This is a genomic window from Cellulomonas sp. PS-H5 (assembly GCF_019265565.1).
GTDB lineage: Bacteria > Actinomycetota > Actinomycetes > Actinomycetales > Cellulomonadaceae > Cellulomonas.
Genome location: NZ_JAHVCI010000041.1, coordinates 1 through 22,128, shown reverse-complemented (window position 1 = coordinate 22,128; position 22,128 = coordinate 1). Strand labels below are relative to the sequence as shown.

Genomic DNA, 22,128 nt, shown 5'->3' with positions numbered 1-22,128 from the left:
TGGACGTGGCGGTCCCACCGGGCGCGCGGGCCGTGGCCGGTGCTAGCGTCCGGCGCCGATGATCACCACGCTGCGCGCCGCGCTGTCCCTCGTCATGCTCGCCGGCTTCTACGTCGTCGCCGTGGGCCTGGCGGTCCTCCTGGGCTGGCTGAGCGTGCTCGCGTTCAGCACCGACCACGTCCGGGGCGCGGGCTACCTCGCGATCTTCGCCCTGGTGCTCGTCTTCGGCATCGTCTCCGCCCTGTGGAAGGTCGCCCGCGCGAAGGCGGCCCCGCCGCACGGCGTCGAGGTGCCGCCGCAGTCCGCGCCCGAGCTGTGGACCGTCGTGCGCGAGCTGTCGGCCGCCGCGCACACCCGCGCGCCCGACGAGATCCGCCTCGTGCCGGAGGTCAACGCCGCGGTGTCGGAGGAGGCCCGGCTGCTCGGCCTGGTCGGCGGCCGGCGCCGGATGTACCTCGGCGTGCCGCTCGTGCAGGGGCTCGACGTCGCGATGCTGCGCTCGGTCCTCGCCCACGAGCTCGGCCACTACTCGCGGAACCACACCCGGCTCGGCCCGCTCGCCTACCGCGGGCGTGCGGTCGTCATGGCGACGGTCCAGGCCACGGCCGGCTCGGTCGTCGGGTGGCTGCTGATGGGCTACGCCTGGCTGTACATGCTGGTCTCCGCCGCCGTCAGCCGCCGCCAGGAACTCGAGGCCGACGAGATCAGCGTCGCCGTCGCCGGGCGCGCCGTCGCCCAGCAGGCGCTGCGCGAGGTCGAGGTCGTCTCGGCCGCCTGGGCGCACTACACCGGGGTCTACGTCGCGCCGGCGTTCGAGGTCGGGCTCGCCCCCGCGGCGCCGGCGTTCTTCGGCGGCTTCGACGCGCTGCTGGCCGCCCGCTCCGACGAGCTCGCCGACCTGCGTCGTCAGGACCCCGACGCGACGCAGTCCCGGTGGGACAGCCACCCGTCGCACGCCGCCCGGATCGCCGCGATGGACCGGATGCCCGACGTGCACCGCGCGCGGGACACCCGCCGCGCCACGCTGCTGGTGCCGGGCTTCTCGGACGCCGCCGCGATGGTCGCCGAGGGCTCGCTCCGGTTCGAGGACCGGCCGCGGCTCGACTGGCCCGCGCTCGGCGCCGCGGCCACCACGCGGAACCGGCAGCGCCTCGCGGACGGCGTGTACCGGGCGGCTGCGCGGCTCGCGGGGCTGCCGCGGGCGACGCTGGCGACGGTCCTCGGCCTCGTGGCGCAGGGCCGGGGGCCGGAGCTGGCGCTCGAGCTGGGCCTGGCGCCGTCCGCGCCGGACCCGGCCGGTCCGCTGCCCGGGGCGGGCCCGGTCGGCACGCCGTCCGCGCCGGTCCCGGCTGGTGCTCCGGCCGCGCCGGGCCCGGTCGGAACTCCGGCCGCGCAGCCCACCCCGGGGACCGACGCCGACGACGCCGGCACGCTGGTCGACGCGCTCGAGGTCGTCGTACGCTCCGCCGCGGTCCAGGCCGGCATCGCCCGCTGGGAGCAGCCCTGGCTCGGCGGGCCCCGCCTGGTCGACGCGGCCGGAGAGGCGATCGACCCGCGCCCGCTCGCCGTGCTCGCCGCAGACCCGCGCACGGTCGCGGACGCCCGCGCGCACCTCACCGCGCTCCGCGTCGACGTGGACCGCGCGGGCCAGGAGTCGGCGCAGGCCGACGCGCTCGGGGCGTCGCTGCTCGCGGGCGTCGCGTCGGTGTCGGTCGACGGCGCCCGGCACGACGTGCTGGTGCTCGACGAGGGCCTCGTCCTGGTGCCCGCGCCGCGCCGGGGCTCGGGGCGCAAGCGGCTCGCCGCGCTGGTCGAGGGCGCGTCCGTCGGCGAGCTCGCCGCCCGGTACCGCTACCTGCCGTTCGAGGAGGTCGCGACGGCGAAGGTCCGGGGCAAGGTCCCGCTCCGGGCGACGCTCGTGCTGAAGCGCGGCGGCACCGTGCGGCTCAAGGGCCGGTACGGCGCGGACAAGCTCGCGGACAACTCCGAGGCCGTGCTCGCTGCGGCCGTCCTGTCCCTGCGCCGCACCCCCGCCAAGACCCGCGCCCGCGCCTGACCGCGCCGCCCGGCCCGCCGCCGCGCCGCGCGCCGAGATAGGACCGTCGCGCCGAGATAGGACACTGGGCGGTCCTATCTCAGCGCGGAGGTCCTATCTCGGCGTCGAGGGCGCGGCACGCGCGCCGCGCGCCCGCCCGGCTCAGCCCCGCGGGACCTCGTCGCGCCAGGAGTGCTGCGGCTCGAAGCCCAGCAGCGCCCGGGCGCCGTCGATCGCCAGCAGCGTCTCGTGCGTCCCGAGCTCCTTGCGCACCGGGACGCCCGGGAACTCGGCGGCCAGCAGGTCGGCGGACGGGGTGTCCATGATCGTGTCGGCCGCGGCGATGATGACGTTCTGCGAGCCGGTCGTCTCCACCTCGAGCGCGAGCCGGAAGGCGGTCGCCGCGTCCCGCGCGTCGATGTAGCCCCAGAGGTTCCACCGCCGCGCCGCCGGGTCGTCCTGGAACGACGGCACCGCGGCATACGCCTCGGCCGGGAACACGTTCGACAGCCGGAGCCCGACGAACGGGATGCCCGACCACTCGGACACCTGCGCGGCGAGGTCCTCGCTCAGCACCTTCGACAGCGCGTAGGTCGTCGTCGGGTGCGGGAAGTGCGCCTCGTCGACCGGGGCGTACCGCGGCGGCACGTCGAACGGCAGCCCGAGCGTCGTCTCGCTCGACGCCCACGCGACCTTGCGCAGCCCGAGCCGCTGGGCGGCGAGGAACACGTTGGCGTTGGCGGCCATGTTGCGGTTGAAGGTGTCGGGCGGCGACTCCATCCCCGGCTGCGGGATGTTCGCCAGGTGCACGACCGCGGAGCAGCCCGCGAGCGCCTCGACGGCCTGCCCGTAGTCGGTGAGCTCGGCGCGGAGCACGTCCACCCCCAGCCCGGCGCGCTCCCCGAAGGGGCCCTGGGCGTCGGACGCCTGCACCCGGTACCCGTGCGCGAGCAGGTCCTGCACCACCGCGCGGCCCACCTTGCCCAGCGCGCCGGTCACGGCGACGGTCTCGGTCATGGCGGCATCCTCGCCCGGCCCGGCCGCGCCGTCCACCGCGGGGCCGCCCGCGGCGTCACCGCACCGGGAGCCCGACGACCTCCGGCGCGGGGTCCGTCGCGAGCCGCGCGTGGGTCTCCACGTCGAACCGCTCGTCGCCGTACCGGAGCTTCGCCCGCTCGACGCCCTCGGCCTGGTAGCCGGCCCGGGTCGCGACGCGGCAGGACGCCGGGTTGTTCACGCGGTGCCCGAGCTCGAGCCGGAACGTCCCCAGCTCGCGCACCGCCCACGCCGAGGCCCCGACGAGAGCCGCGGTCGCGAGTCCGCGGCCGCGGACGTCCGCCGCCAGCCAGTACGAGACCCACGCGGTGCCGTGCACGTCGTCGACGGCCCCGATCCCGACGTGGCCGACGGCGCGTCCGTCGACCGCCACCGCGAACCCGTACGACCACGGCCCGCGCGGCGCGAGGTGCCGGCGGATGTGCTCGGCCGCCGCGGCGTCCGTCGACAGGTCGGCACCGCCGGTCTGCCGGGCGAGGTCGGGGGCGGCGGCCACGACGGCGCGCAGCGCGCCCGCGTCGGCGGGGGTCCAGGGGCGGAGCTCGGCGGTCACCGGGTCGATGGTGGCACCGGCGCGGCCCGGCGTCACGGGGTTTGGGGCGTCCCGCCCCGCGGCCCCCGGTCGACCTCGCCCAGCACGCGGCGCCGCCCCGCCTCCCCGGCCAGCTCCGCCCGCGCCGCCGGTGTCGCGCGGTAGTGCTCGAGCGCCGCGATCACGGCGGAGGGGTCGACCGGGAGGGCAGGCCCCGGCACGTCGACGCACGGCTCGCCTGCCGCCGCCGCCGGCAGGAACCGCGCGCGCCGCCGGTGCCGCCACGACGCCGGCCGGGGCACGGGCAGCACCCGCACCACCGCCCACTGGTCGTCCTGCACCACCGCGATCTCGCGCACGTCGTCCCAGTCGAGCCAGGCGTCGCCGTCGAGCGCCGTCGTGCCGAGGCCCGCGGGGGTCAGCACCAGCCGCAGCGGGCGGGCCAGCTCGAGCAGCCGGTCCGGGAGCCCGAGCAGGACCGGCGCGACGACGAGCAGCGGCACCCACCACGCCCAGTGGTCGAGCGCGACGAGCGCGGCCGTCCACCCCACGCCCGCCAGCACCACGACCACGGAGACGAGCAGGGGCTGCCGGCGGAACATCGTCCGCCAGACGACCACGACGGCCGGCCGGCCCGCGACCTCCTCGACCCGCACCCGGTGCGTCGCCGGCCGCGGGACGTGCAGGTAGTTCCGGTGGAACGACCACGTGACCACCAGCCACGCGGCGCCGCCCGCCAGCGCGCCCGCGCTCCCGAGCGGCGCCCAGGCGCCCGGCGCGTCCGGGTCCACGAGCATCCGCAGCCCCGCCGCGCCCAGGGCCAGGGCGAGCGCCCCGCTGACCACGAGGACGCCCCAGTACACAGCGCGCGGCGAGGCGCCCACCGCGTCCAGCCGCCGCTCGTCCTCCCGCATCGCCCCCTCAGGGTGCCTGACGCGGCAGGCAGGACGGAAGCCCGCGGGCCGCCGTCACTCCCACGGGCGAGCGGCGAGCGCCGCCAGGTCGACGACCCGACCGCCCGCGACGACCGCCGCGCGCGGCACCCGCCGCACGAGCGCGTCCATCGGGTTCTCCGCGTCGAGCAGCACCACGTCCGCACGGGCCCCGGGCACCAGGTCGTGCACCTCGTCGGTGACGAACGCCGCGCCGTCGCGGGTCGCGATCTCGACCACCCGGACCAGGTCCTCGTCCCGCACCACGCCGCCGGCGCGCGCGTACTGCCAGGCGATGCCGAGCAGGTCGCCGTCGCCGTAGGGGCTCCACAGGTCGCGGATGCCGTCGGTGCCGAACCCGAACCGCACGCCGGTCGCGTCCAGCTCGGCGAGCGGCAGCTGCCGCATCCGCACCGGCGCGACCGTCGTCATCGTCACGCCGAGCGCACCCATCCGGTCCAGCAGGTCGCGGCGGCGCGCCGGGTCGACGTCGACGACCGCGAACCCGTGCGCCACGTTCACCTTGCCCGGCGCGATCCCGTCCCGCTCGACGCGGTCGAGGATCAGCTCGATCTCGAAGGCGCCGAGGTCGCCGGGCTCGTGCAGGTGGATGTCGAGCCCGCAGCCGTGCTCCGCGGCGATCCGGAACAGCCCGTCGAGCTGCCCCACCGGGTCGCGGTCGATCAGCGCCGGGTCCAGGCCGCCGACGTGCTCCGCGCCCGCGGCGGCGGCCCGGTCCAGCAGCTCCAGGACGCCGGGACGCCGCAGCACGCCGTCCTGGGGGAACGCCACGACGGTCAGCTCGACCGCCCCGTCCAGCGCCGCGGCCGCCTCGCGCACCGCCTCGATGCCCCGCAGGCCCACGCCCAGGTCGACGTCCACGTGCGTCCGGACCCGCGTCGTGCCGGTGCGCAGGTACTCCCGGAGCACCCGCTCGGCGACCGGGGCGCTCGGGATGCCGAGCTCGTCGCGGCGGGCGCGCTCGTGCGCGATCCGGCCCTGCGTGCCGCCCTCGCCGCCGTACGACTGCCAGGGCAGCCCCCACCAGCTCTTGTCGGCGTGCGCGTGCGTGTTCACCAGGCCGGGCAGGGCGAGCAGCCCGCGTCCGTCGACGACCTCGGCGCCCGGGGCGGCCTCTGCGGCGCCGGACGGCCGGACCCAGGCGATCCGGTCCCCCGCGATCCCCACGTCGGACGGCGCACCGCCCCACGGCCGCACGTCCCGGATGATCAGCGTCGCGTCGTCGAGTGCCACCGCGCCATCGTGCCACCGCCGGGGCGGCGCCCCGACCGCGCCGGACCGCTGCGGTCGCGCCCGCCCCCGGACCGACCTACCTTGCCCGCACCGGGACCGGTGCGGCGCCGCGCCGGCCCGGCCAGCACCGTCGACCCGCGACCGCCGGGCGACGCCGAGACGAGGAGCACCCCCCATGAGCACCTCCGAGGACCCCCGCGCGACGCCCGACCGCCCGGTCGCCCCTCCCCCGGACCGCCCGGCCGACCGCCCGGTCGCACCTCCCGCCGACCGCCCCGCCGACCGCGCGCCCGCCCACCACGGCGAGGGCGTCCACGTCGCCGCGGCCCCGGACGGCGACCGCACCGCGGACGCACCCGCCCTCGCCGAGGCCCGGGCCCACGACCGCCGGGCCGTGGTCGCGCGCGAGAAGGAGGAGTACGGCGGCATCAAGGTCGGCTCGGCGTTCTTCGGCTGGCTGACCGCCACCGGCACGGCCGTGCTGCTCACCGCCGTCGCCGCGGCGGCCGGCGCCGCGGTGGGCGTCGCCAACGACACCTCCGTCGGCGAGGCCGCGGACCAGGCGGCGTCCGACCCCACCACCATCGGGGTCGTCGGCGCGATCGTGCTCGCGGTCGTCCTGTTCGTCGCCTACTACTGCGGCGGGTACGTCGCGGGCCGGATGGCGCGGTTCGACGGCGCCAAGCAGGGCCTCGCCGTCTGGCTGTGGGCGGTCGTGATCGCGATCGTCGTGGCCGTCGCGGCCCTGGTGGCCGGCGACCAGTACGACGTCCTCGGGCGGCTGGACAGCTTCCCGCGCATCCCCGTCGGCGAGGGCGATTTGACCACCGGCGGCATCGTCGCGCTGCTGGTCGTCGCCGTCGTCAGCCTCGTGGGCGCGGTGCTGGGCGGGATCGCCGGCATGCGGTTCCACCGCCGCGTCGACCGGGCCGGGCTCGGGGGCTGACCAGAAGGGACCCCGCGCCGGTGCCCCGGCCCGGGGTCCCGGACCGGGGCCCCGCACGCCCTCTACGCTGCCTCCCGTGCCCGACGACGCCACGCCCCCGTCCCTGACCACCGACGCCCTGCGCACCCTCGTCGCCCCGGTGGGCGCCCTCGCGACGGCGGAGCGCCTCGAGGGCGGCCAGTTCGCCACCACCTACCGCGTCGGGCTCGCCGGCGGCGGGCGGGTCGTCGTGAAGACGGCGCCCGCGGACTCCCCCGGCCTGCTCACCCACGAGCGCGACCTGATCCGCACCGAGGCCGCGGTGTACGCGCTCGCGGCCGACCGTCCCGACCTGCTCATGCCCGCCCTGCTGCACACCGACTTCAGCCGCGAGGTCGTGCCGGGCGACGTCGTCGTCGCCGCGCACCTCGACGGCGTCCCGTGGGCGGCCGCCGGCTTCGGTGCCCCGGCGGAGGACCCGCGGGCCGCGCGCGCCCAGGCCGACCTCGGGGCGCTCCTGGGCCGGATCGGCACGGTGACCGGCGAGCGGTTCGGCTACCCGCACCAGCCGCTGCTCCAGGCGACGACCTGGCGCGCGGCGTTCACCGCGGTGGTCGGGGCGCTGCTCGCGGACGCCGAGCGCGGCGCCGTCCCCGGCATCCCGGCCGACCGGGTGCGCGCGGCGCTCGCCGCGCACGCCGGGGCGCTCGACGAGGTGACCGTGCCGCGGCTCGTGCACACCGACCTGTGGCCCGGCAACCTGTTCGTCGACCCCGCGACCGGGGCGCTGCTCGGCGTGATCGACCCGGAGCGCGCGCTGTGGGGCGACCCGCTGCTCGACCTCGTCGGGGCCGACCCGATGTGGGACGGGCTCCCCGCCGCCCTGGTCGGTGACCGGGACGTGACCTCGCCCGGCGCCGCCGCCCGGCTGCTGCTCGCCCGGATGTGGCTCGGCCTGGTGATGACGATCGAGGCCCCGATCCGGGGGTACCAGGGCGACTGGGTCGCGGGCTACGACGCGGCGAACCGCCGCTCGCTCGCCCGGGCGCTGGACGGGCTCGGGGTGTGACGCGGCGGGGCGGCCGCGGCACCCCGCGAACCGCCCCGCCCGGGCCGCCCGGTCCGCCCGCGCGCGTCAGCCCTTGACCGCCCCCGCCATGACGCCGGACACCAGCTGCTTCCCGGCGACCACGAACACCACCAGCAGCGGCGCCGCGACCAGGAAGACCCCGGACATCACCAGGCCGGTGTCGCTGGTGAACGCGCCCTTCAGCTGCGGCACCACGAGCGGCATGGTCAGCTGTGACCGCATCACCACCGACGGCCAGAAGAAGCTGTTCCACGACCCGACGAACGTGAACAGCGCGAGCGTGGCGGCGGCCGGCCGCGCCGCGGGCATCGCGATGGACCAGAACGTGCGGAACATCGACGCCCCGTCGACCCGGGCCGCCTCGACGAGCTCGAACGGCAGCGCCTCCTGCAGGTACTGGCTCATCCAGAACACGCCGAACGCCGTGACCAGCGTGGGGACGGTCAGCGCCGCGAGCGAGTCGATCCAGCCGAAGTCGTTCATCATGATGAACATCGGGATGGTGCCGACCTGCGCCGGGATCGCCATGGTGGCGATCACGGTCACGTAGAGCACCTGCCGGCCCCGGAACGTCAGCTTGGCGAAGCTGAACCCGGCGAGCGTCGAGAAGAACACCGTCGACGCGGTCACCGCGACCGCGACCAGCACGGAGTTCGCGAACGCCGTCCAGAAGTTGAACTGCGAGGCGGTGACCACCTCCCGGAAGTTCTCCAGCAGGACGAGCGTCGGGAACCAGGTCGGCAGGTCGCCGACCGCCCGGGCGATCTCCTGGCTGGTGGACGAGCCGTACATCGCCGCGGCGTAGAGCGGGAAGACCGACACCACGAAGACGACCAGCAGGAACAGGTACGACCCCCACCCGGGGCGGCGCCCCGCCGTGTCGTGCTGCCGGACGGGCCGGCCGCGGGCAGCGCGCTTCTGCGCGTACCGCACCGCCCCCTTGCCCGCGGTGTTCCCGATGTACCCGGTGCTCATCGGCTCGCTCCTTCCTGGACGTCGGCGTCGTGGACCGGCGCGTCGGGTGGTGGTCCGTCCCGGCCGGGTACGGCGGCCGCGGCGGCCTCGGGCCGGGTCGACGCCGCGGCGACCGCCCGCGCCCGCGCCACGGCGGCCCGGTGCTGCGCGCGCGTGACCCGCGGCGCCCGGGACCGCGACGACGAGATGGATCGGGTGAGCAGGAAGTTCACCAGGGAGAACACCGCGATGATCACGGCGAAGATCCAGCCGACCGCCGCGGCCTGGCCGAGGCGGTCCTGCCAGTCGCCGAACCCGAGCTCGTAGAGGTAGAGGACGACGGTGGTCCACTGGTTGTCGGCGCCGCCCTTGCCGCCGCCCGTCCCGCCGCCGTCGTAGAGCCGGACCTCGTCGAAGATCTGCAGCCCGCCGATGGTCATCGTCAGGGTCACGAAGATCATCGTCGGCCGGATGCTCGGCAGGGTGACGGAGAAGAACTGCCGGAGCCGGCCGGCCCCGTCCACGGTGGACGCCTCGTAGAGCTCCCGGGGCACGGCCTGCATCGCGGCGAGGAAGATCAGCGCGTTGTAGCCGGTCCACCGGAACACCACCATCGAGCCGATCGCCATGTGCGACAGCAGCCGGTCGGAGAAGAACGGCGAGTCCGACCCCGTGAGCAGGCCGAGCTCGTGGAGGTTCGGCACCAGCAGCCCGAACTGCCCGAACACCTGGCCGAAGATCATCGCGGTGGCCACCGGCATCACGACGAACGGCACGAGCACGCTCATCCGCCAGAACGTCCGCACCCGCAGGTTCTGGTCGAGCACGGCCGCGATCAGCAGCGCGAGGACCAGCTGCGGGACGGCGCCCCACAGGAAGATCGAGAACGTGTTCTCCAGCGACCGCCAGAACAGCGGCTGCCGGAGCACCCAGGTGAAGTTGTCGAGCCCGACGAAGTCGCCCATGCCGGCCCGGCGGTGCCAGTCGTGCACCGCGACGACCACGTTGAACAGGAGCGGGAACGCCCCGAACACGGCGAAGAGCAGGAAGAAGGGCGAGACGTAGAGGTAGGGCGAGACCTTGACGTCCCACCGCGAGAACCGCCGCCCCCACCCGACGCGGCGCGCGTCGGGCGGGACGGCCGACCTGGTCGACACGGGCCGCTCAGTCCGCGGTCTCGAAGCCGAGCGCGTCGAAGTCCGCGACCACCGACGCCCAGGCCTGCTCCGCGGTGGCGCTGTCCGACTCGACGAGCCGGATGCCGTCCGTGACCAGGGTCTGGATGCCCGCGAAGTTCTCGCCGCGGTACCCGCCGGCCGCCGCGTCGCCCGCGGCCGCGGCCAGGTCGCCGTAGATCTGGCCGACGCGCTGGTCACCGAAGAACGGGTTCTCGGCCTCGGCGATCTCCGGGGCGGACATCGCCTCGAGCTGCGACGGGAACTGACCGGTCTCGTCGAACCAGTCGATCGCCGCGTCCGGGGTGGTCAGGTAGTCGGCGAGCTCGATCGCCCAGGCGGTGTTCGGACCGGTCGACGGGACCGCGAAGAACGAGCCGCCCCAGTTGCCGCCGCCCTCGGGGAACGTGCTGGCGATCCGCCAGCCGTCGACGCCGTCGGCGTTCTCCGCGATGATCCCGGTCATCCACGCCGGGGTGACGACGCTCGCCCACTGCTCGTTCTGGAAGCCGGCGCCCCAGTCGGCGTGCCCGATCGCGATGCCGGCCGAGATGTCGTCCTCGGCGGCGTCCGCGAACATCAGGAACAGGTCCTTCACCTCGGTGTTGTCCGCGAGGTCGTACGGCAGGCCCGACTCCGGGTCCTCGAACGCCGCCGGCAGCAGGTTGATCGCCGCCTGGAACGCGTTGGTCAGCGAGTCGACGAAGTAGTTGTCGCTCACCGCGACGTACTCACGCCCCGCGTCGAGGAACGACTGCCAGGTCGCGTCGTCCCCGCCGATGAGCTCCCCGAACGACTCGGGGTCGGTGGCCAGCCCGGTGCCGGCCAGCATGTCCTGGTTGAACGCGATGGCCAGCGGGCCGATGTCGGTGCCGTAGCCGGTGATCGTGCCGTCGACCGAGCCCTGCTCGACCTTCCAGTCGACCCAGCGGTCCGGGACCTCCGGCAGCTCGGCCCAGTCCTCGGGCACGGCCATCATCTCGGTCCACCAGTCGAGCTCGACCAGGTGCACGTCCGACAGCCCGGCGCCGTCCGACGACAGCCCGTTGCGCAGCACGGTCTGCGCCGACGCCCCGTCGGGGAACCGGTTGACGACGACCTCGATGCCGGTCTCCTCCTCGAAGGAGTCCAGCAGCTCGGCGGGGAAGTCCATCCAGGCGGCGACGGTGAGCTTGTCGGGCTTGTTGTCCTGGCCGGCCTCCTCGGACGCGCCGCCGCCACCGCCGCCGCACGCGGCGAGGGCGAGGGCGGACACGGCGGCGAAGGCGACAGCGCCGGCGGACTTCGCGGTGATCCTCATCTGAGGTCCTCTCGTTTCTCCCGCGTCAGCGGGTGGTGGGGGCGGGGCTGATCGAGGCGACGGCCCAGGCCGGCAGCTCGAGGTCGATCGTCAGGACGCCGTCGTCCGCGACGGCGAGGGTGCGTCGGTCGAGGCCGTCGGCGACGGCGGCGAGCTCGGCGACGTCGCGGCGGCTGAGGTTGAGCGGCTCGCCGCGGCGGTGCCACTCCTCGGCGACGTTGCCGTGCTCCCAGTCCAGGAGCTCGACGCGGTACTCGGCGCCGGGCCGCAGGCCGGAGACGGTGTGCGCGACCCGGCGCGCGGGCCCCTCCCCGAGGTGGCGGCGTGCGGCGGCGTAGCTGGTCGCGCTGCCGACCGACCGGTCGCCCATCGAGTCGGGGTAGTTGAAGAACACCCCGGCGACGCCGCCGTCCGCGGTGGCGGTGAGGACGCCGTGCTCGTGCTGCGCGAGGATCCTCCTCCCGAGCCGGTTCAGCATCGCCATCGCGTGGAAGGTCGGCTTGTGCAGGCCCTGCTCGTTGACGAACCCGAAGCCGCCGTGGAACGGCCCGATGCCGCCGCCGCCCTCCTCGAAGACGTCGGTGAACGTCCAGTACGCGATCGAGTCCGCGAGGTCCTGGCACTGCAGGAACGCCCGGGTGATGTACGTCGCGGCGAACAGCGTGTCGTGCATGTGGTCCCGGCTGGACGGCGACGTCGACCACTCGGTGACGTGCACCTCCGCGTCCGGGAACGGGCTGGCGGCGAGCAGCTCACGCAGGTGCAGCAGGTCGTCCCGGGTGGCGTCGCGGTTCCGGCTGATGGGCCGGCCCACGCCCTGGGTGTCGAACGCGAAGTCCGTCGGGTACAGGTGCGTGGACAGGAAGTCGAGCGGCAGGTCGCGCTCGGCGCAGAACGCGATGAGCTCGTTGATCCACACCGGCTTCCAGGGCAGCGCGTCCGGGTCGTCGGACTCGGCGGTCGCGGCCTCGACCGACTTGTCGTGGTACTCGCCGTCGTAGCGGGCGTCCGCGACGAACACCGACGACGACGGCCCGCCGACGCGCAGCCCGGGGTCGATCGCCTTGAGGGCGCGGGCCGTGGCCTCGTACAGCGCGAAGTACTCGGACCGGGTGCCGGTCCAGAAGTGCGGGACCAGGTTGGGCTCGTTCCAGACCTCGAACGGCCACCGGCGGACCTCGTCGAGGCCGTACCGGTCGATCCAGTGCCGGACGGTGGTGGTGACCAGCTCGACCCAGGCACCCATGTCCGTGGGCGGGCTGCCGTGCGCCTTCCACCAGAACAGCGTCTCGGTGTCCCGCGCGAGCTCCCGGGGCATGAACCCGAGCTCCACGAACGGGCGGGCGCCCGCGTCGAGGATCGCGTCGAACACCTTGTCGACGTACGCGTAGGTGTAGACCGGCTCGGCCAGCGGCGTCGGCGGGCCGAACCCGCCGCCGTTCGAGGCACGGTACACGAACATGTCGTCGTGGAACACGCCGTGGAACCGCACGTGCCGGGCGCCCAGGACGCGGACCGCCTCGCGGAACTGGTCCTGCCAGTCGACGCGGAGCGCCTCGTTGGCGCGGCCCGCACCCAGGCACTCGCTCCAGACGTGCCGCAGCGGCAGGTCGGACGGCGGGAGGTGGTCGATCAGCAGGGTCGACGGCGGTGCCTCGACAGACACGCGGACCTCCTTCGGTCGGCGCGGGCGGCTCCGGTGCCACCCGCTGGCGTCGAAACGGTTTCGCAACCTGTATCGTGAGGCGACCGTAGGAGATGCACCGCCCTGAGCGCAACACCCCTGCGGATTCGCGCGCCGCCGTGACGGGACCGTTGTAGGATCGCGAAACAGTTTCGGGTCGAGGGAGAGCCATGACGAGTGCGGCCGGGCGGCGCGCCACCCTGTCCGACGTCGCGACGGCGGCGGGCGTGTCCAAGGCGACGGTGTCGAAGGCGCTCAACGGGCGCGACGACGTCTCGGACCAGACCCGCGAACGCGTCCTCGCGGCGGTCGCCGCCATCGGCTACCGCCCCGCACCGGGTCCGGCCCACCCGCACGACCGCCGCGCGCTCGCCGTCGTGTTCGACCTGCCGGCGTCGCCGTACATCCTCGGGGTGTTCCAGGGCTCGCTCGCGGCCGCGACCGATGAGCGCGTGGACCTGCTGACCCGGCTGGCACCCGACCGGGACGCCCGCACGCAGCCGGCGGTCGCCCGCGACTGGGTGGCCGACCTGCTCGCGGTCGGCGTCAGCGGCGTCGTCGGGCTCACGCTCTCCCGGCCGGACGCCCTCATCCGCGCGGCGGCCGACGCGTCCCTGCCGTTCGTGATGGTCGACCCGGTCGGGACCCGGGACCGCCACCTGGTCAGCGTCGGGTCGAGCAACTGGGACGGCGCCCGCGCGGCGACCGAGCACCTGATCGGCCTCGGCCACCGCCGCATCGGGTGGATCGGCGGCCCCGAGGACTCCGACGCGGCCCGCGAGCGCCTCTACGGCTACCGGGCCGCGCTCGACGCGGCGGGGATCGCGCCGGACCCGACCCTCGTCCGCTCGGACCAGTTCACCGTGGAGAACGGCACCCGGTACGCCCACGAGCTGCTCACGTCCGCAGACCCGCCGACGGCGATCATGGCCGCGGACGACGAGATCGCCGTCGGCGTGCTCGGCGCCGCGCACACGCTGGGCGTGCCCGTGCCGGAGCGCCTCAGCGTCTCGGGGTTCGACGACACCCCGCAGGCGGCGTGGACGACACCCCCGCTCACGACCGTGCACCAGCACCTCGGCGACATGGGCCGGATGGCCGTGCAGACGGTGCTCGCGATGGCGGAGGGCCGGCACCCCGCGTCCCCGCGGGTCGAGCTGGCCACGTCCCTGACCGTCCGCGCCAGCACGGGCCCGGCACCCGCCTGACGGGGCGCGGGGCCGACGCGGGCGCCCGGCCCGGCGTCACCCCGCCGGCGGCGCCGTCGACTCCCGCACGACCAGCGCCGTCGACAGCTGCACGTGGTGCGAGTCCACCCGCTCCCCCCGGGCCAGCTGCAGCAGGGTGCGCAGCGCGACGCGCCCCATCTCCACCACCGGCTGCCGCACCGTGGTCAGCGGCGGCGCCGCCGACGCCGCCGCGGAGCTGTCGTCGAACCCGACCACGGACAGGTCCTGCGGCACCCGCAGGCCGTGCCGCTGCGCGGACGCGAGGACACCGAGGGCGATCGAGTCCGAGGCGGCGAACACGGCGGTCGGGCGCTCGGGCAGCTCGAGGAGCTCGTCGCCGATCGCGAGCCCGGCCTCGAAGGTGTGCGCGCGGGACCGCACGAGGGCGTCGTCCACCTGCCCGTCGCCGGCGCGGACCATGCTCAGGTACCCCTGGAGCCGCTCGGCCGAGGGCAGGAACTCCGGGGCGCCGCCCGCGAACGCGATCCGGCGGTGGCCGAGCTCCAGCAGGTGCCGGGTGGCCTGCACACCGCCGGAGAAGTTGGTCGACCCCACCGACACCGTCGAGTCGTCCATCGGGTTCACGGGGTCGATGTGCACGGTGGGCACGCCGAGCGAGCGCAGCAGGTCGCGCTGCGCGACGGTGGGCTGCGTCGTGACGAGGACGACCCCCGCGCGGTCGCCGGCGGCCTGGCGCCGGATCCAGGCCGGCGACAGCGGGGCCGCGTCCCCGGTGGGCGGGCCGGCGTCGAGCACGTCGACGACGACCTCGATCCCCTGCTCCCGCGCCGACGCGACCACGCCCTCGAGCACCCGCAGGGCGTACACGTCCGCCAGCGTCCGGAACACCACGGTCACGCCGAGCGGGGCGACACCCGCGCGCGGGCCGGTCGTCGGCGCGTAGCCGAGGGACTCGATCGCCTCCTCGACCCGCCGCCGGGTCGCGCGCGAGATTCCGGGCCGGCCGTTCAGCACCTTCGACGCGGTGGAGGTGGACACGCCCGCGGCACCGGCCACCTGCTCGAGCGTGGGCCTGCGGGGTCCGGTCGTCGCCATGCCTGCCACGCTAGCGAAAGTCTTTCCGCGACGGAAGCGCGAGATCGGCCTTCCATGCGCCCGTTCCAAGCTCTAGGGTCGGCAGACCGACGCACCGGAGCGGAAAGTCTTTCGCGCGGCGCGCCGCCCGACCGCCCCGACCGAAGGACGACCCGTTGACCACGCTGCACGTCGCCGTGACCGGCTCCGACCGCGCGGACGGGAGCCCCGGCGCCCCGTTCCGCACCGTCCAGCGGGCCGCGCGCGCCGCGCTCCCCGGCGACACCGTGCGCGTGCACGCGGGCACCTACCGCGAGTGGGTGCGCCCGCCGCGCGGCGGCGTCGCCGACGACCGCCGGATCACGTTCGAGGCGGCGCCGGGCGAGCACGTGGTGATCACCGGCGCCGAGGTCGTCACCGGCTGGGTGCGCGAGCAGGGCGACGTGTGGCGCGCGGAGATCCCGCACCGCCTGTTCGGGGACTTCAACCCGTTCGACGAGCCGGTCGCCGGGGACTGGCTGCACACCCGCCCCGGCGAGCCGCTCGTACACCGTGGCGCCGTGTACCTGGACGGGCGGGCGCTGGACGAGGTGCACGACCGCGGCGCCGTCGACCACCCCGAGCGCCGCACGCACGTCCGGTACCAGTGGACCGCGCTCGACACCCCGCTGGTCGACCCCGACCGCACCGTGCTGGTCTGGTACGCCGAGGTCGGCGAGAAGGCCACGACCGTCTGGGCGAACTTCGGCGGCGCGGACCCGACCGCCGAGCTGGTCGAGGTGAACGTCCGGCCGTCAGTGTTCACCCCCGAGCGCGCCCACGTCGACTACGTCACCGTCCGCGGCTTCGAGCTCGCGCAGGCCGCCACGCCCTGGGCGCCCCCGACCGCCGACCAGCTCGGGCTCGTCGGCCCGCGCTGGGCCAGGGGCTGGGTCATCGAGGACAACCTGATCCGGGACTCGACGTGCGCCGGCGTCTCCCTCGGCAAGGACGCGGCGAGCGGCGACAACGATTCGTTCGTCCTCGGCGACAAGCCGGGCTACCAGTACCAGCTCGAGGCGGTGTTCACCGCCCGGCACCAGGGCTGGGAGCGCGAGCGGATCGGCTCCCACGTGGTGCGCCGCAACGAGATCCGCGACTGCGGGCAGAACGGCGTCGTCGGCCACCTCGGCTGCGCGTTCTCCACCATCGAGGACAACCACATCCACCACATCGGCACCCGGCACGCGTTCTCCGGGTACGAGATCGCCGGCATCAAGCTGCACGCCCCCATCGACGTGACGATCGCGCACAACCGCGTGCACGACACGACGCTCGGGATCTGGCTCGACTGGCAGGCCCAGGGCGCGCGCGTCACCCGGAACCTGCTCTACCGCAACATCCGGGACCTGTTCGTCGAGGTCGCGCACGGGCCGGCGGTCGTCGACCACAACGTGCTGGCCTCCCCCATCGCGATCGAGCTGCTCAGCCAGGGCACCGCGTTCCTGCACAACCTGGTGCTCGGTGTGCTGCGGGTCCAGCCGGTGCTGGACCGGGCCACGCCGTACCACGTGCCGCACTCCACGCAGGTCGCCGGGTACGCGTTCGTCTACGGCGGCGACGACCGGTACGCCGGCAACCTGTTCGTCGGCGCGCGGCACGGCGTCTACGGGCCGGACGCCCCGATGCTGCTGCCGGACTTCCCGCCGGAGTCGAACGGCACGCACGCCTACGACGGGGCGCCCGGCTCGTGGGCGGAGTACACCGAGCGCGTCGGCGTCGGCACCGGCGCGGGCGACCACTCGCGGTTCCACCTGGAGCGGCAGCCGGCGTACGTCTGGTCGAACGCGTACGCCGACGGCGCCCGCCCGGCCGCCCACGAGACCGGCGCCCGCGTCGTCGACGGGCCTGCCACCGTGCGGGTCGTGGACGAGGGCGCGGAGGTGCACCTGGAGCTCGACCTGCCCGCCGCGCTCACCGCGCCCCTCGTCGACGTCGTGCACCCGGACCTCGGGCACGTGCGGATCGTCGGCGCGGCCTACGAGCACCCCGACGGCACCCCCGTCGTGGCGGACCTCGACCTGGTCGGGCACCGCAAGGAGCCCGGCACCCCCCACCCGCCGGGCCCGCTGGCCCGCCTCCACGACGGCGCCGCGCGCGTCCGGGTCTGGTGATCGCGATGGCGCAGTTCTACGCCCCCGCCGTGACGGCGCTGCACGCCGACGGCACCCTCGACCGCGACGGCAACCTCGCCGTGTGGGAGCACATCCTCGACGGCGGCGTCGACGGGATCGTGCTCCTGGGCAGCACCGGCGAGTTCTTCGCCCTGCGGCCCGAGCAGAAGCGCACGCTGATCGACCTCGCCGTCGAGCACGTGCTGCCGCGCGGCGACCTGATCGTCGGCACCGGGTGCCTCCGGGTCGACGACACGGTCGAGCTCAGCAGGTACGCGCTGGACGCCGGGGCGCCCGCCGTGATGGTCGTCAGCCCGTACTACTTCGCGCTGGAGGACGCGGCCGTCGAGGCGTACTTCTCCGCGGTCGCGGACCAGGTGCCCGGCGACGTCTACCTGTACAACTTCCCCGCCCGCACCGGGTACGACCTGAGCCCCGAGGTGACCCGCCGGCTGCTGCGGCGGCACCCGAACATCGTCGGCTACAAGGACACCGTCCTCGAGGTCGGCCACACCCGGCGCCTGCTCACCGAGCTGCTCCCGGAGTTCCCGGAGTTCCGGGTGTTCGCCGGGTTCGACGAGAACCTGCACCACGTCGTGACGTCGGGCGGCGCCGGGGCGATCGGCGGGTTGGCCAACCTGTACCCCGAGTACTGCGCCGCGTACGTGCGGGCCGTCGACTCCGGGGACGCGGCGGCGATCGCCACGGCGCAGCGCCGCATCGACGTGCTCATGGGCGTCTACGCGCTCGGCGCCCCGTTCTTCCCGCTGCTGAAGGAGGGCATGGTCGGCCGGGGCGTCCGGATGGAGCACCACTCGACCGCCCCGCACCTGCCGGCCACGCCGGAGCAGGCCGAGGCGCTCGCCGCGCTGATGGCGACCGTCGAGGACCTGCCGTGACGTCCTGGGAGCAGCTGCTGGAGCCGCACGACGGCATCTACGCCCTGCGCTCGCACGCCGACGGGCCGTCCGGGCGGCTGCCACTCACCGCGCAGACGCTGCGCGAGTCGCCGAGCGGCGACGTCTTCGGCATGACGCAGAACGCCGGCATGGGCTGGCCCCGGGCGAACCTGCTCGGGCCGCAGGTGATGATCGTGTCCACCGCCGGCGGGCTGCGGTCCGAGTCCGGGGAGCCGATCGCGCTCGGCCTGCACTCGGGGCACTTCGAGCTCGTCGACCAGGTGCGCGCGGCGGCCGAGACCGTCGCGGCCGAGGGCGGGCTGCCGTTCGCCACGTTCGTCTCCGACCAGTGCGACGGCCGGTCGCAGGGCACGACCGGCATGTTCGACTCCCTGCCGTACCGGAACGACGCCGCGACCGTCATGCGCCGCCTCATCCGGTCGCTGCCGACGCGGTCCGCCGTCCTGGGCGTCGCCACCTGCGACAAGGGCCTGCCGGCGACGATGATGGCGCTGGCGTCAGAGCACGACCTGCCGACCGTCCTGGTGCCCGGCGGCGTCACGCTGCCCCCGACGCGCGGCGAGGACCTGGCGCGGGTCCAGACCATCGGCGCCCGGTTCGCGAACGGCGAGCTGTCGCTGGAGGACGCCGCCGAGGCCGGCTGCCGCGCCTGCGCCTCCCCCGGCGGCGGCTGCCACTTCCTCGGCACCGCCGGCACCAGCCAGGTGGTCGCCGAGGCCCTCGGTCTCGCGCTCCCGCACTCCGCCCTCGCCCCGTCGGGCGAGCCCGTGTGGGCCGAGGTCGCGCGGCAGTCCGCGCTCGCCGTGCTGCGGCAGCGCTCGCTCGGGCTCACCACCCGGGACGTCCTCACCCCCGAGGCGTTCGAGAACGCCATGGCCGTGCACGCCGCGATCGGCGGGTCCACCAACCTGCTGCTGCACCTGCCGGCCATCGCGCACGCCGCGGGCGTGGACCGGCCGACCGTCGCGGACTGGCTGCGCGTGAACCGCGCGGTCCCCCGCCTGGTCAGCGTCCTGCCGAACGGCCCCGTCCAGCACCCGACCGTCCGGATGTTCCTGGCCGGCGGCGCCCCGGAGGTCATGCTGCACCTGCGCGACCTCGGCGTGCTGCACCTCGACGCGCTCACCGCCACCGGCGAGACCCTCGGCACCGTCCTGGACTGGTGGGCCGGCTCCGAGCGCCGCGCCCGCCTGCGGCAGGTCCTCCGGGACCAGGAGGGCGTCGACCCGGACGACGTGATCATGAGCCCGCCCGCCGCCCGCCGCCGAGGGCTCAAGCCGACGACCGCCTTCCCCACCGGCAACCTCGCGCCCGAGGGGTCGGTCATCAAGTCCACTGCGATCGACCCGGCGCGCCTCGACGGGGACGTGTTCGAGCACGTCGGCCCCGCCCGCGTGTTCACGTCCGAGGCCGCGGCGATCGCCGCGATCAAGTCCCGCGCCGTCTCCCCCGGCGACGTCATGGTCGTCATGGGCGGCGGCCCGCTCGGCACCGGCATGGAGGAGACCTACCAGGTCACCTCCGCGCTCAAGCACCTCAGCTACGGGCGGGACATCTCGCTGATCACCGACGCCCGGTTCTCCGGCGTCTCCACCGGCGCCTGCCTCGGGCACGTGGGCCCCGAGGCGCTGGCCGGCGGGCCGATCGGGCGGCTCCGGGACGGCGACCTGGTCCGGATCCGCGTCGACGTCGCGGGGCTGGAGGGCCGCGTGGACTACGTCGGCACGGCCGACGCCCCGCTGTCCCCCGAGGAGGGCGCCGGGGTGCTCGCGGCGCGGGAGCCGCACCCCGGCCTCGCGCCGCACCCGCAGCTGCCCGACGACACCCGGCTGTGGGCGGCGCTGCAGGAGGCCAGCGGCGGGACCTGGGGCGGGGCGGTGTACGACGTGGACCGGATCGTCGAGGTGCTGCGGGCGGGGACGGCGGCGCTGGCGGAGCGGTAGGCCCGGACCCCGCACACCTGAGCGCCTCCGTGGTCCCAGGAACGACGAAGCGGGCGAGAGCTCATCGCTCTCGCCCGCTTCTGTTGTGGAGCTGAGGGGACTCGAACCCCTGACCCCCTGCATGCCATGCAGGTGCGCTACCAGCTGCGCCACAGCCCCGTGATCAGGCCTTCCGGCCGTCTCCCGTCCCGCTGAGCGGGCGTCCTGAACTCTAATCGAACCTGGCGGAAGATGCGAATCGGCTGGTCAGGCCGGATCGCGGACCTCCTCGTCCATGCCGCGGTCGGCACGGTCCGGGCCGGCGTTCCAGTCGGACGACGCGTGCACCGGGCCGACGTTCAGGGCCTCCAGCCGCCACGCCAGGCCGGAGCCCGGGCGGCCGGGCTGGACCTCCGCCCAGTGGGCGTTGGACATGCCGGAGACGCCCTTCCACTCCGCCGGCAGGCCGAGCAGGCCGACCAGGCCGAGGGTGATCGCGGCGCCGTGCGACACGACGACCAGGGTGTCGTCGGTCTCCAGCGCGCCCGCCTGCTCCTCGATCGCCCGGACCATGCGGGCCTGGACCTCGGCGCGGGTCTCAGCGCCCACGCGCTGCGGCTCGCGGCCCGCGCGCCAGGCGGCGTGCTGCTCGGGCCAGCGCTCGGCGATCTCCGCCGAGGTCATGCCCTCCCAGTCGCCGAACGACCGCTCCCGGACCCGCGGGTCGGTGTGCACGGGCAGGCCGGTGCGCGCCGACAGCGCCTCCGCCGTCGACCGCGCGCGGCCGAGGTCGGAGGCGATGATCCGCGTCGGTGCGTACCGGCTGGCGAGGGCGGCCGCGGCCGTCTCGGCCTGCCAGACGCCCACGTCGTCCAGCGGGATGTCCGACTGACCCTGCAGGCGCGCCGCGGCGTTGTGCGCGGTGCGCCCGTGCCGCCAGAGGACGACGCGCCCGGCGGTCACTCCCCCGCCTCGTCGCCCTCGGGCGTGCCGTGCACGTCGGCCGGCAGCTCGATGACGGGGCAGTCCTTCCACAGCCGCTCGAGGGCGTAGTACGTGCGGTCCTCGGCGTGCTGCACGTGCACCACGACGTCGCCGAAGTCGATGAGCACCCAGCGGCCCTCGGACTTGCCCTCGCGGCGCAGCGGCTTGGCGCCGAGCTTGTGCAGCGACTCCTCGACGGCGTCGACGATGGCGCCGACCTGCCGCTCGTTGGTGCCGGAGGCGATCAGGAACGCGTCGGTCAGCACGAGCTGCCCGCTGACGTCCAGGGCGATGATCTCCTGGGCCTTGAGGTCGGCGGCGGCGCGGGCCGCCGCCACGGTGAGCTCGATCGCGCGGTCGGTGGCCGACACGGGTCTCCTCGGGGTGGTTCGGGTGGGTCAGGTGCTGCAGGTCAGGGTGCGGGCGCGGCGTCCAGCGCCGTCGCCGCGGCGGCGGGCACGTCGGGCCCCTCGCCGTTGGTCGCGGTGTTCGCGACGAAGATGATGAGGAAGCCGAGCACGAACGCGACGACCGCCAGGATGATCCACTGCAGCCAGGTGTACGGCAGGGGCTTGCGCAGCCGCTCGGGCTGCTCGTCGATCTCGTCGATCTCCTCGTCCGCGTGCACGCCGCGGAGCATGTCGCCGGTGGCGTCGGTGATCTCGGCCTCGTCCTCGGGCAGCGGCGCGGGCGCCATCGCGCGCAGCAGGCTCTGCCACTGCGGGACGGGGGCCTCGTCGTCGTCCTCGGCGCTCGTCTGCGGCGCGGGGGCCGCCGAGGCAGGGGCCGCCGGGGCGGTGGCCACCGACGCGGCGGGGGCCGTGCGCGCGGGGCCGGCGTTGGACCGGTCCTGCTTCGCCGGGGCGGCCGGCGCCGCGGTGCCCGGGGCGGCGGACCCGGTCGTCGGCAGGGCCGTGGTCCCGGTGCCCGCCGACGCGGCGTCCCCGG

18 protein-coding genes, 1 tRNA gene and 1 pseudogene are annotated in these 22,128 nt (G+C 75.4%); 7 read left to right on the top strand and 13 right to left on the bottom strand.

Annotated elements, in window-relative coordinates; all coding sequences use genetic code 11:
• The first annotated feature begins 58 nt into the window (after nucleotides 1–58).
• Complete coding sequence (locus J5O08_RS14830) at nucleotides 59–2,056, top strand: M48 family metallopeptidase (protein ID WP_218707655.1); 1,998 nt, start codon at nucleotides 59–61, stop codon at nucleotides 2,054–2,056.
• A gap of 141 nt (nucleotides 2,057–2,197) precedes the next feature.
• Here the strand turns inward: J5O08_RS14830 and J5O08_RS14825 are convergent, their stop codons facing one another.
• From J5O08_RS14825 to J5O08_RS14810, 4 genes are read right to left on the bottom strand one after another with little or no spacing between them, the layout of a single operon-like run.
• Nucleotides 2,198–3,052 carry an NAD(P)-dependent oxidoreductase gene (locus J5O08_RS14825; protein WP_218707653.1) on the bottom strand — a complete coding sequence of 285 codons (855 nt, stop codon included), beginning with the start codon at nucleotides 3,050–3,052 and terminating at the stop codon, nucleotides 2,198–2,200.
• A gap of 55 nt (nucleotides 3,053–3,107) precedes the next feature.
• The gene (locus tag J5O08_RS14820; protein ID WP_218707651.1) at nucleotides 3,108–3,644 is read right to left on the bottom strand and encodes a GNAT family N-acetyltransferase; all 537 of its coding nucleotides are present in this window, start codon (nucleotides 3,642–3,644) and stop codon (nucleotides 3,108–3,110) included.
• A 32-nt stretch (nucleotides 3,645–3,676) separates the two neighbouring features.
• Nucleotides 3,677–4,537, bottom strand: coding sequence for a hypothetical protein (locus J5O08_RS14815; RefSeq protein WP_218707649.1), 861 nt, complete (start codon nucleotides 4,535–4,537; stop codon nucleotides 3,677–3,679).
• A gap of 54 nt (nucleotides 4,538–4,591) precedes the next feature.
• The gene (locus J5O08_RS14810; protein ID WP_308281639.1) at nucleotides 4,592–5,809 is read right to left on the bottom strand and encodes an amidohydrolase family protein; all 1,218 of its coding nucleotides are present in this window, start codon (nucleotides 5,807–5,809) and stop codon (nucleotides 4,592–4,594) included.
• A 175-nt stretch (nucleotides 5,810–5,984) separates the two neighbouring features.
• On the opposite strand from J5O08_RS14810, the gene J5O08_RS14805 reads away from it, so the two are divergent.
• Complete coding sequence (locus tag J5O08_RS14805) at nucleotides 5,985–6,755, top strand: hypothetical protein (protein WP_255589969.1); 771 nt, start codon at nucleotides 5,985–5,987, stop codon at nucleotides 6,753–6,755.
• Nucleotides 6,756–6,831: 76 nt separating this feature from the next.
• Nucleotides 6,832–7,803 carry a phosphotransferase family protein gene (locus tag J5O08_RS14800; protein ID WP_218707645.1) on the top strand — a complete coding sequence of 324 codons (972 nt, stop codon included), beginning with the start codon at nucleotides 6,832–6,834 and terminating at the stop codon, nucleotides 7,801–7,803.
• A gap of 66 nt (nucleotides 7,804–7,869) precedes the next feature.
• Here the strand turns inward: J5O08_RS14800 and J5O08_RS14795 are convergent, their stop codons facing one another.
• Genes J5O08_RS14795 through J5O08_RS14780 form a run of 4 tightly spaced genes read right to left on the bottom strand, consistent with a single transcriptional unit; the run spans nucleotide 7,870 to nucleotide 12,919 of the window.
• Nucleotides 7,870–8,799: a carbohydrate ABC transporter permease gene (locus J5O08_RS14795; RefSeq protein ID WP_218707643.1), complete on the bottom strand. Its 930-nt coding sequence runs from the start codon at nucleotides 8,797–8,799 to the stop codon at nucleotides 7,870–7,872.
• Nucleotides 8,796–9,935 carry a carbohydrate ABC transporter permease gene (locus J5O08_RS14790; RefSeq protein ID WP_218707642.1) on the bottom strand — a complete coding sequence of 380 codons (1,140 nt, stop codon included), beginning with the start codon at nucleotides 9,933–9,935 and terminating at the stop codon, nucleotides 8,796–8,798. The genes J5O08_RS14795 and J5O08_RS14790 overlap by 4 nt, the downstream gene beginning before the upstream one ends.
• A 7-nt stretch (nucleotides 9,936–9,942) precedes the next feature.
• On the bottom strand, nucleotides 9,943–11,253 hold the full coding sequence (locus J5O08_RS14785) for an extracellular solute-binding protein (RefSeq protein ID WP_218707641.1): 1,311 nt from the start codon (nucleotides 11,251–11,253) through the stop codon (nucleotides 9,943–9,945).
• A 25-nt stretch (nucleotides 11,254–11,278) separates the two neighbouring features.
• Nucleotides 11,279–12,919 carry a beta-xylosidase gene (locus J5O08_RS14780; RefSeq protein ID WP_218707640.1) on the bottom strand — a complete coding sequence of 547 codons (1,641 nt, stop codon included), beginning with the start codon at nucleotides 12,917–12,919 and terminating at the stop codon, nucleotides 11,279–11,281.
• A 188-nt stretch (nucleotides 12,920–13,107) separates the two neighbouring features.
• Here J5O08_RS14780 and J5O08_RS14775 point away from each other — a divergent pair, with 188 nt between their 5' ends.
• The gene (locus J5O08_RS14775) at nucleotides 13,108–14,145 is read left to right on the top strand and encodes a LacI family DNA-binding transcriptional regulator (RefSeq protein WP_218707639.1); all 1,038 of its coding nucleotides are present in this window, start codon (nucleotides 13,108–13,110) and stop codon (nucleotides 14,143–14,145) included.
• A gap of 36 nt (nucleotides 14,146–14,181) precedes the next feature.
• Here the strand turns inward: J5O08_RS14775 and J5O08_RS14770 are convergent, their stop codons facing one another.
• Nucleotides 14,182–15,222 carry a LacI family DNA-binding transcriptional regulator gene (locus tag J5O08_RS14770; RefSeq protein ID WP_218707638.1) on the bottom strand — a complete coding sequence of 347 codons (1,041 nt, stop codon included), beginning with the start codon at nucleotides 15,220–15,222 and terminating at the stop codon, nucleotides 14,182–14,184.
• 155 nt (nucleotides 15,223–15,377) lie between these two features.
• On the opposite strand from J5O08_RS14770, the gene J5O08_RS14765 reads away from it, so the two are divergent.
• From J5O08_RS14765 to J5O08_RS14755, 3 genes are read left to right on the top strand one after another with little or no spacing between them, the layout of a single operon-like run.
• On the top strand, nucleotides 15,378–17,354 hold the full coding sequence (locus J5O08_RS14765) for a right-handed parallel beta-helix repeat-containing protein (RefSeq protein ID WP_218707637.1): 1,977 nt from the start codon (nucleotides 15,378–15,380) through the stop codon (nucleotides 17,352–17,354).
• A gap of 5 nt (nucleotides 17,355–17,359) precedes the next feature.
• Entirely contained in the window at nucleotides 17,360–18,253 is an 894-nt protein-coding gene (locus J5O08_RS14760; protein WP_218707636.1) for a dihydrodipicolinate synthase family protein, read from the top strand.
• Nucleotides 18,250–20,217 (top strand): YjhG/YagF family D-xylonate dehydratase, encoded by a 1,968-nt coding sequence (locus J5O08_RS14755; protein WP_218707635.1) that lies wholly within the window; start codon nucleotides 18,250–18,252, stop codon nucleotides 20,215–20,217. The genes J5O08_RS14760 and J5O08_RS14755 overlap by 4 nt, the downstream gene beginning before the upstream one ends.
• 86 nt (nucleotides 20,218–20,303) lie before the next feature.
• Here J5O08_RS14755 and J5O08_RS14750 read toward each other — a convergent pair.
• The 4 genes and pseudogenes from J5O08_RS14750 to J5O08_RS14735 form a co-directional block, all read right to left on the bottom strand.
• Nucleotides 20,304–20,376: transfer RNA gene (locus J5O08_RS14750), tRNA-Ala, on the bottom strand.
• Nucleotides 20,377–20,463: 87 nt separating this feature from the next.
• A complete protein-coding gene (locus J5O08_RS14745) occupies nucleotides 20,464–21,159 on the bottom strand; it encodes a histidine phosphatase family protein (protein ID WP_218707634.1) in 696 nt (231 codons plus the stop codon).
• Nucleotides 21,156–21,551 (bottom strand): ribosome silencing factor, encoded by a 396-nt coding sequence (rsfS, locus tag J5O08_RS14740; RefSeq protein WP_158375428.1) that lies wholly within the window; start codon nucleotides 21,549–21,551, stop codon nucleotides 21,156–21,158. The genes J5O08_RS14745 and rsfS overlap by 4 nt, the downstream gene beginning before the upstream one ends.
• Before the next feature lie 41 nt (nucleotides 21,552–21,592).
• A pseudogene (locus J5O08_RS14735) lies at nucleotides 21,593–22,128 on the bottom strand (hypothetical protein); the annotation flags it as partial.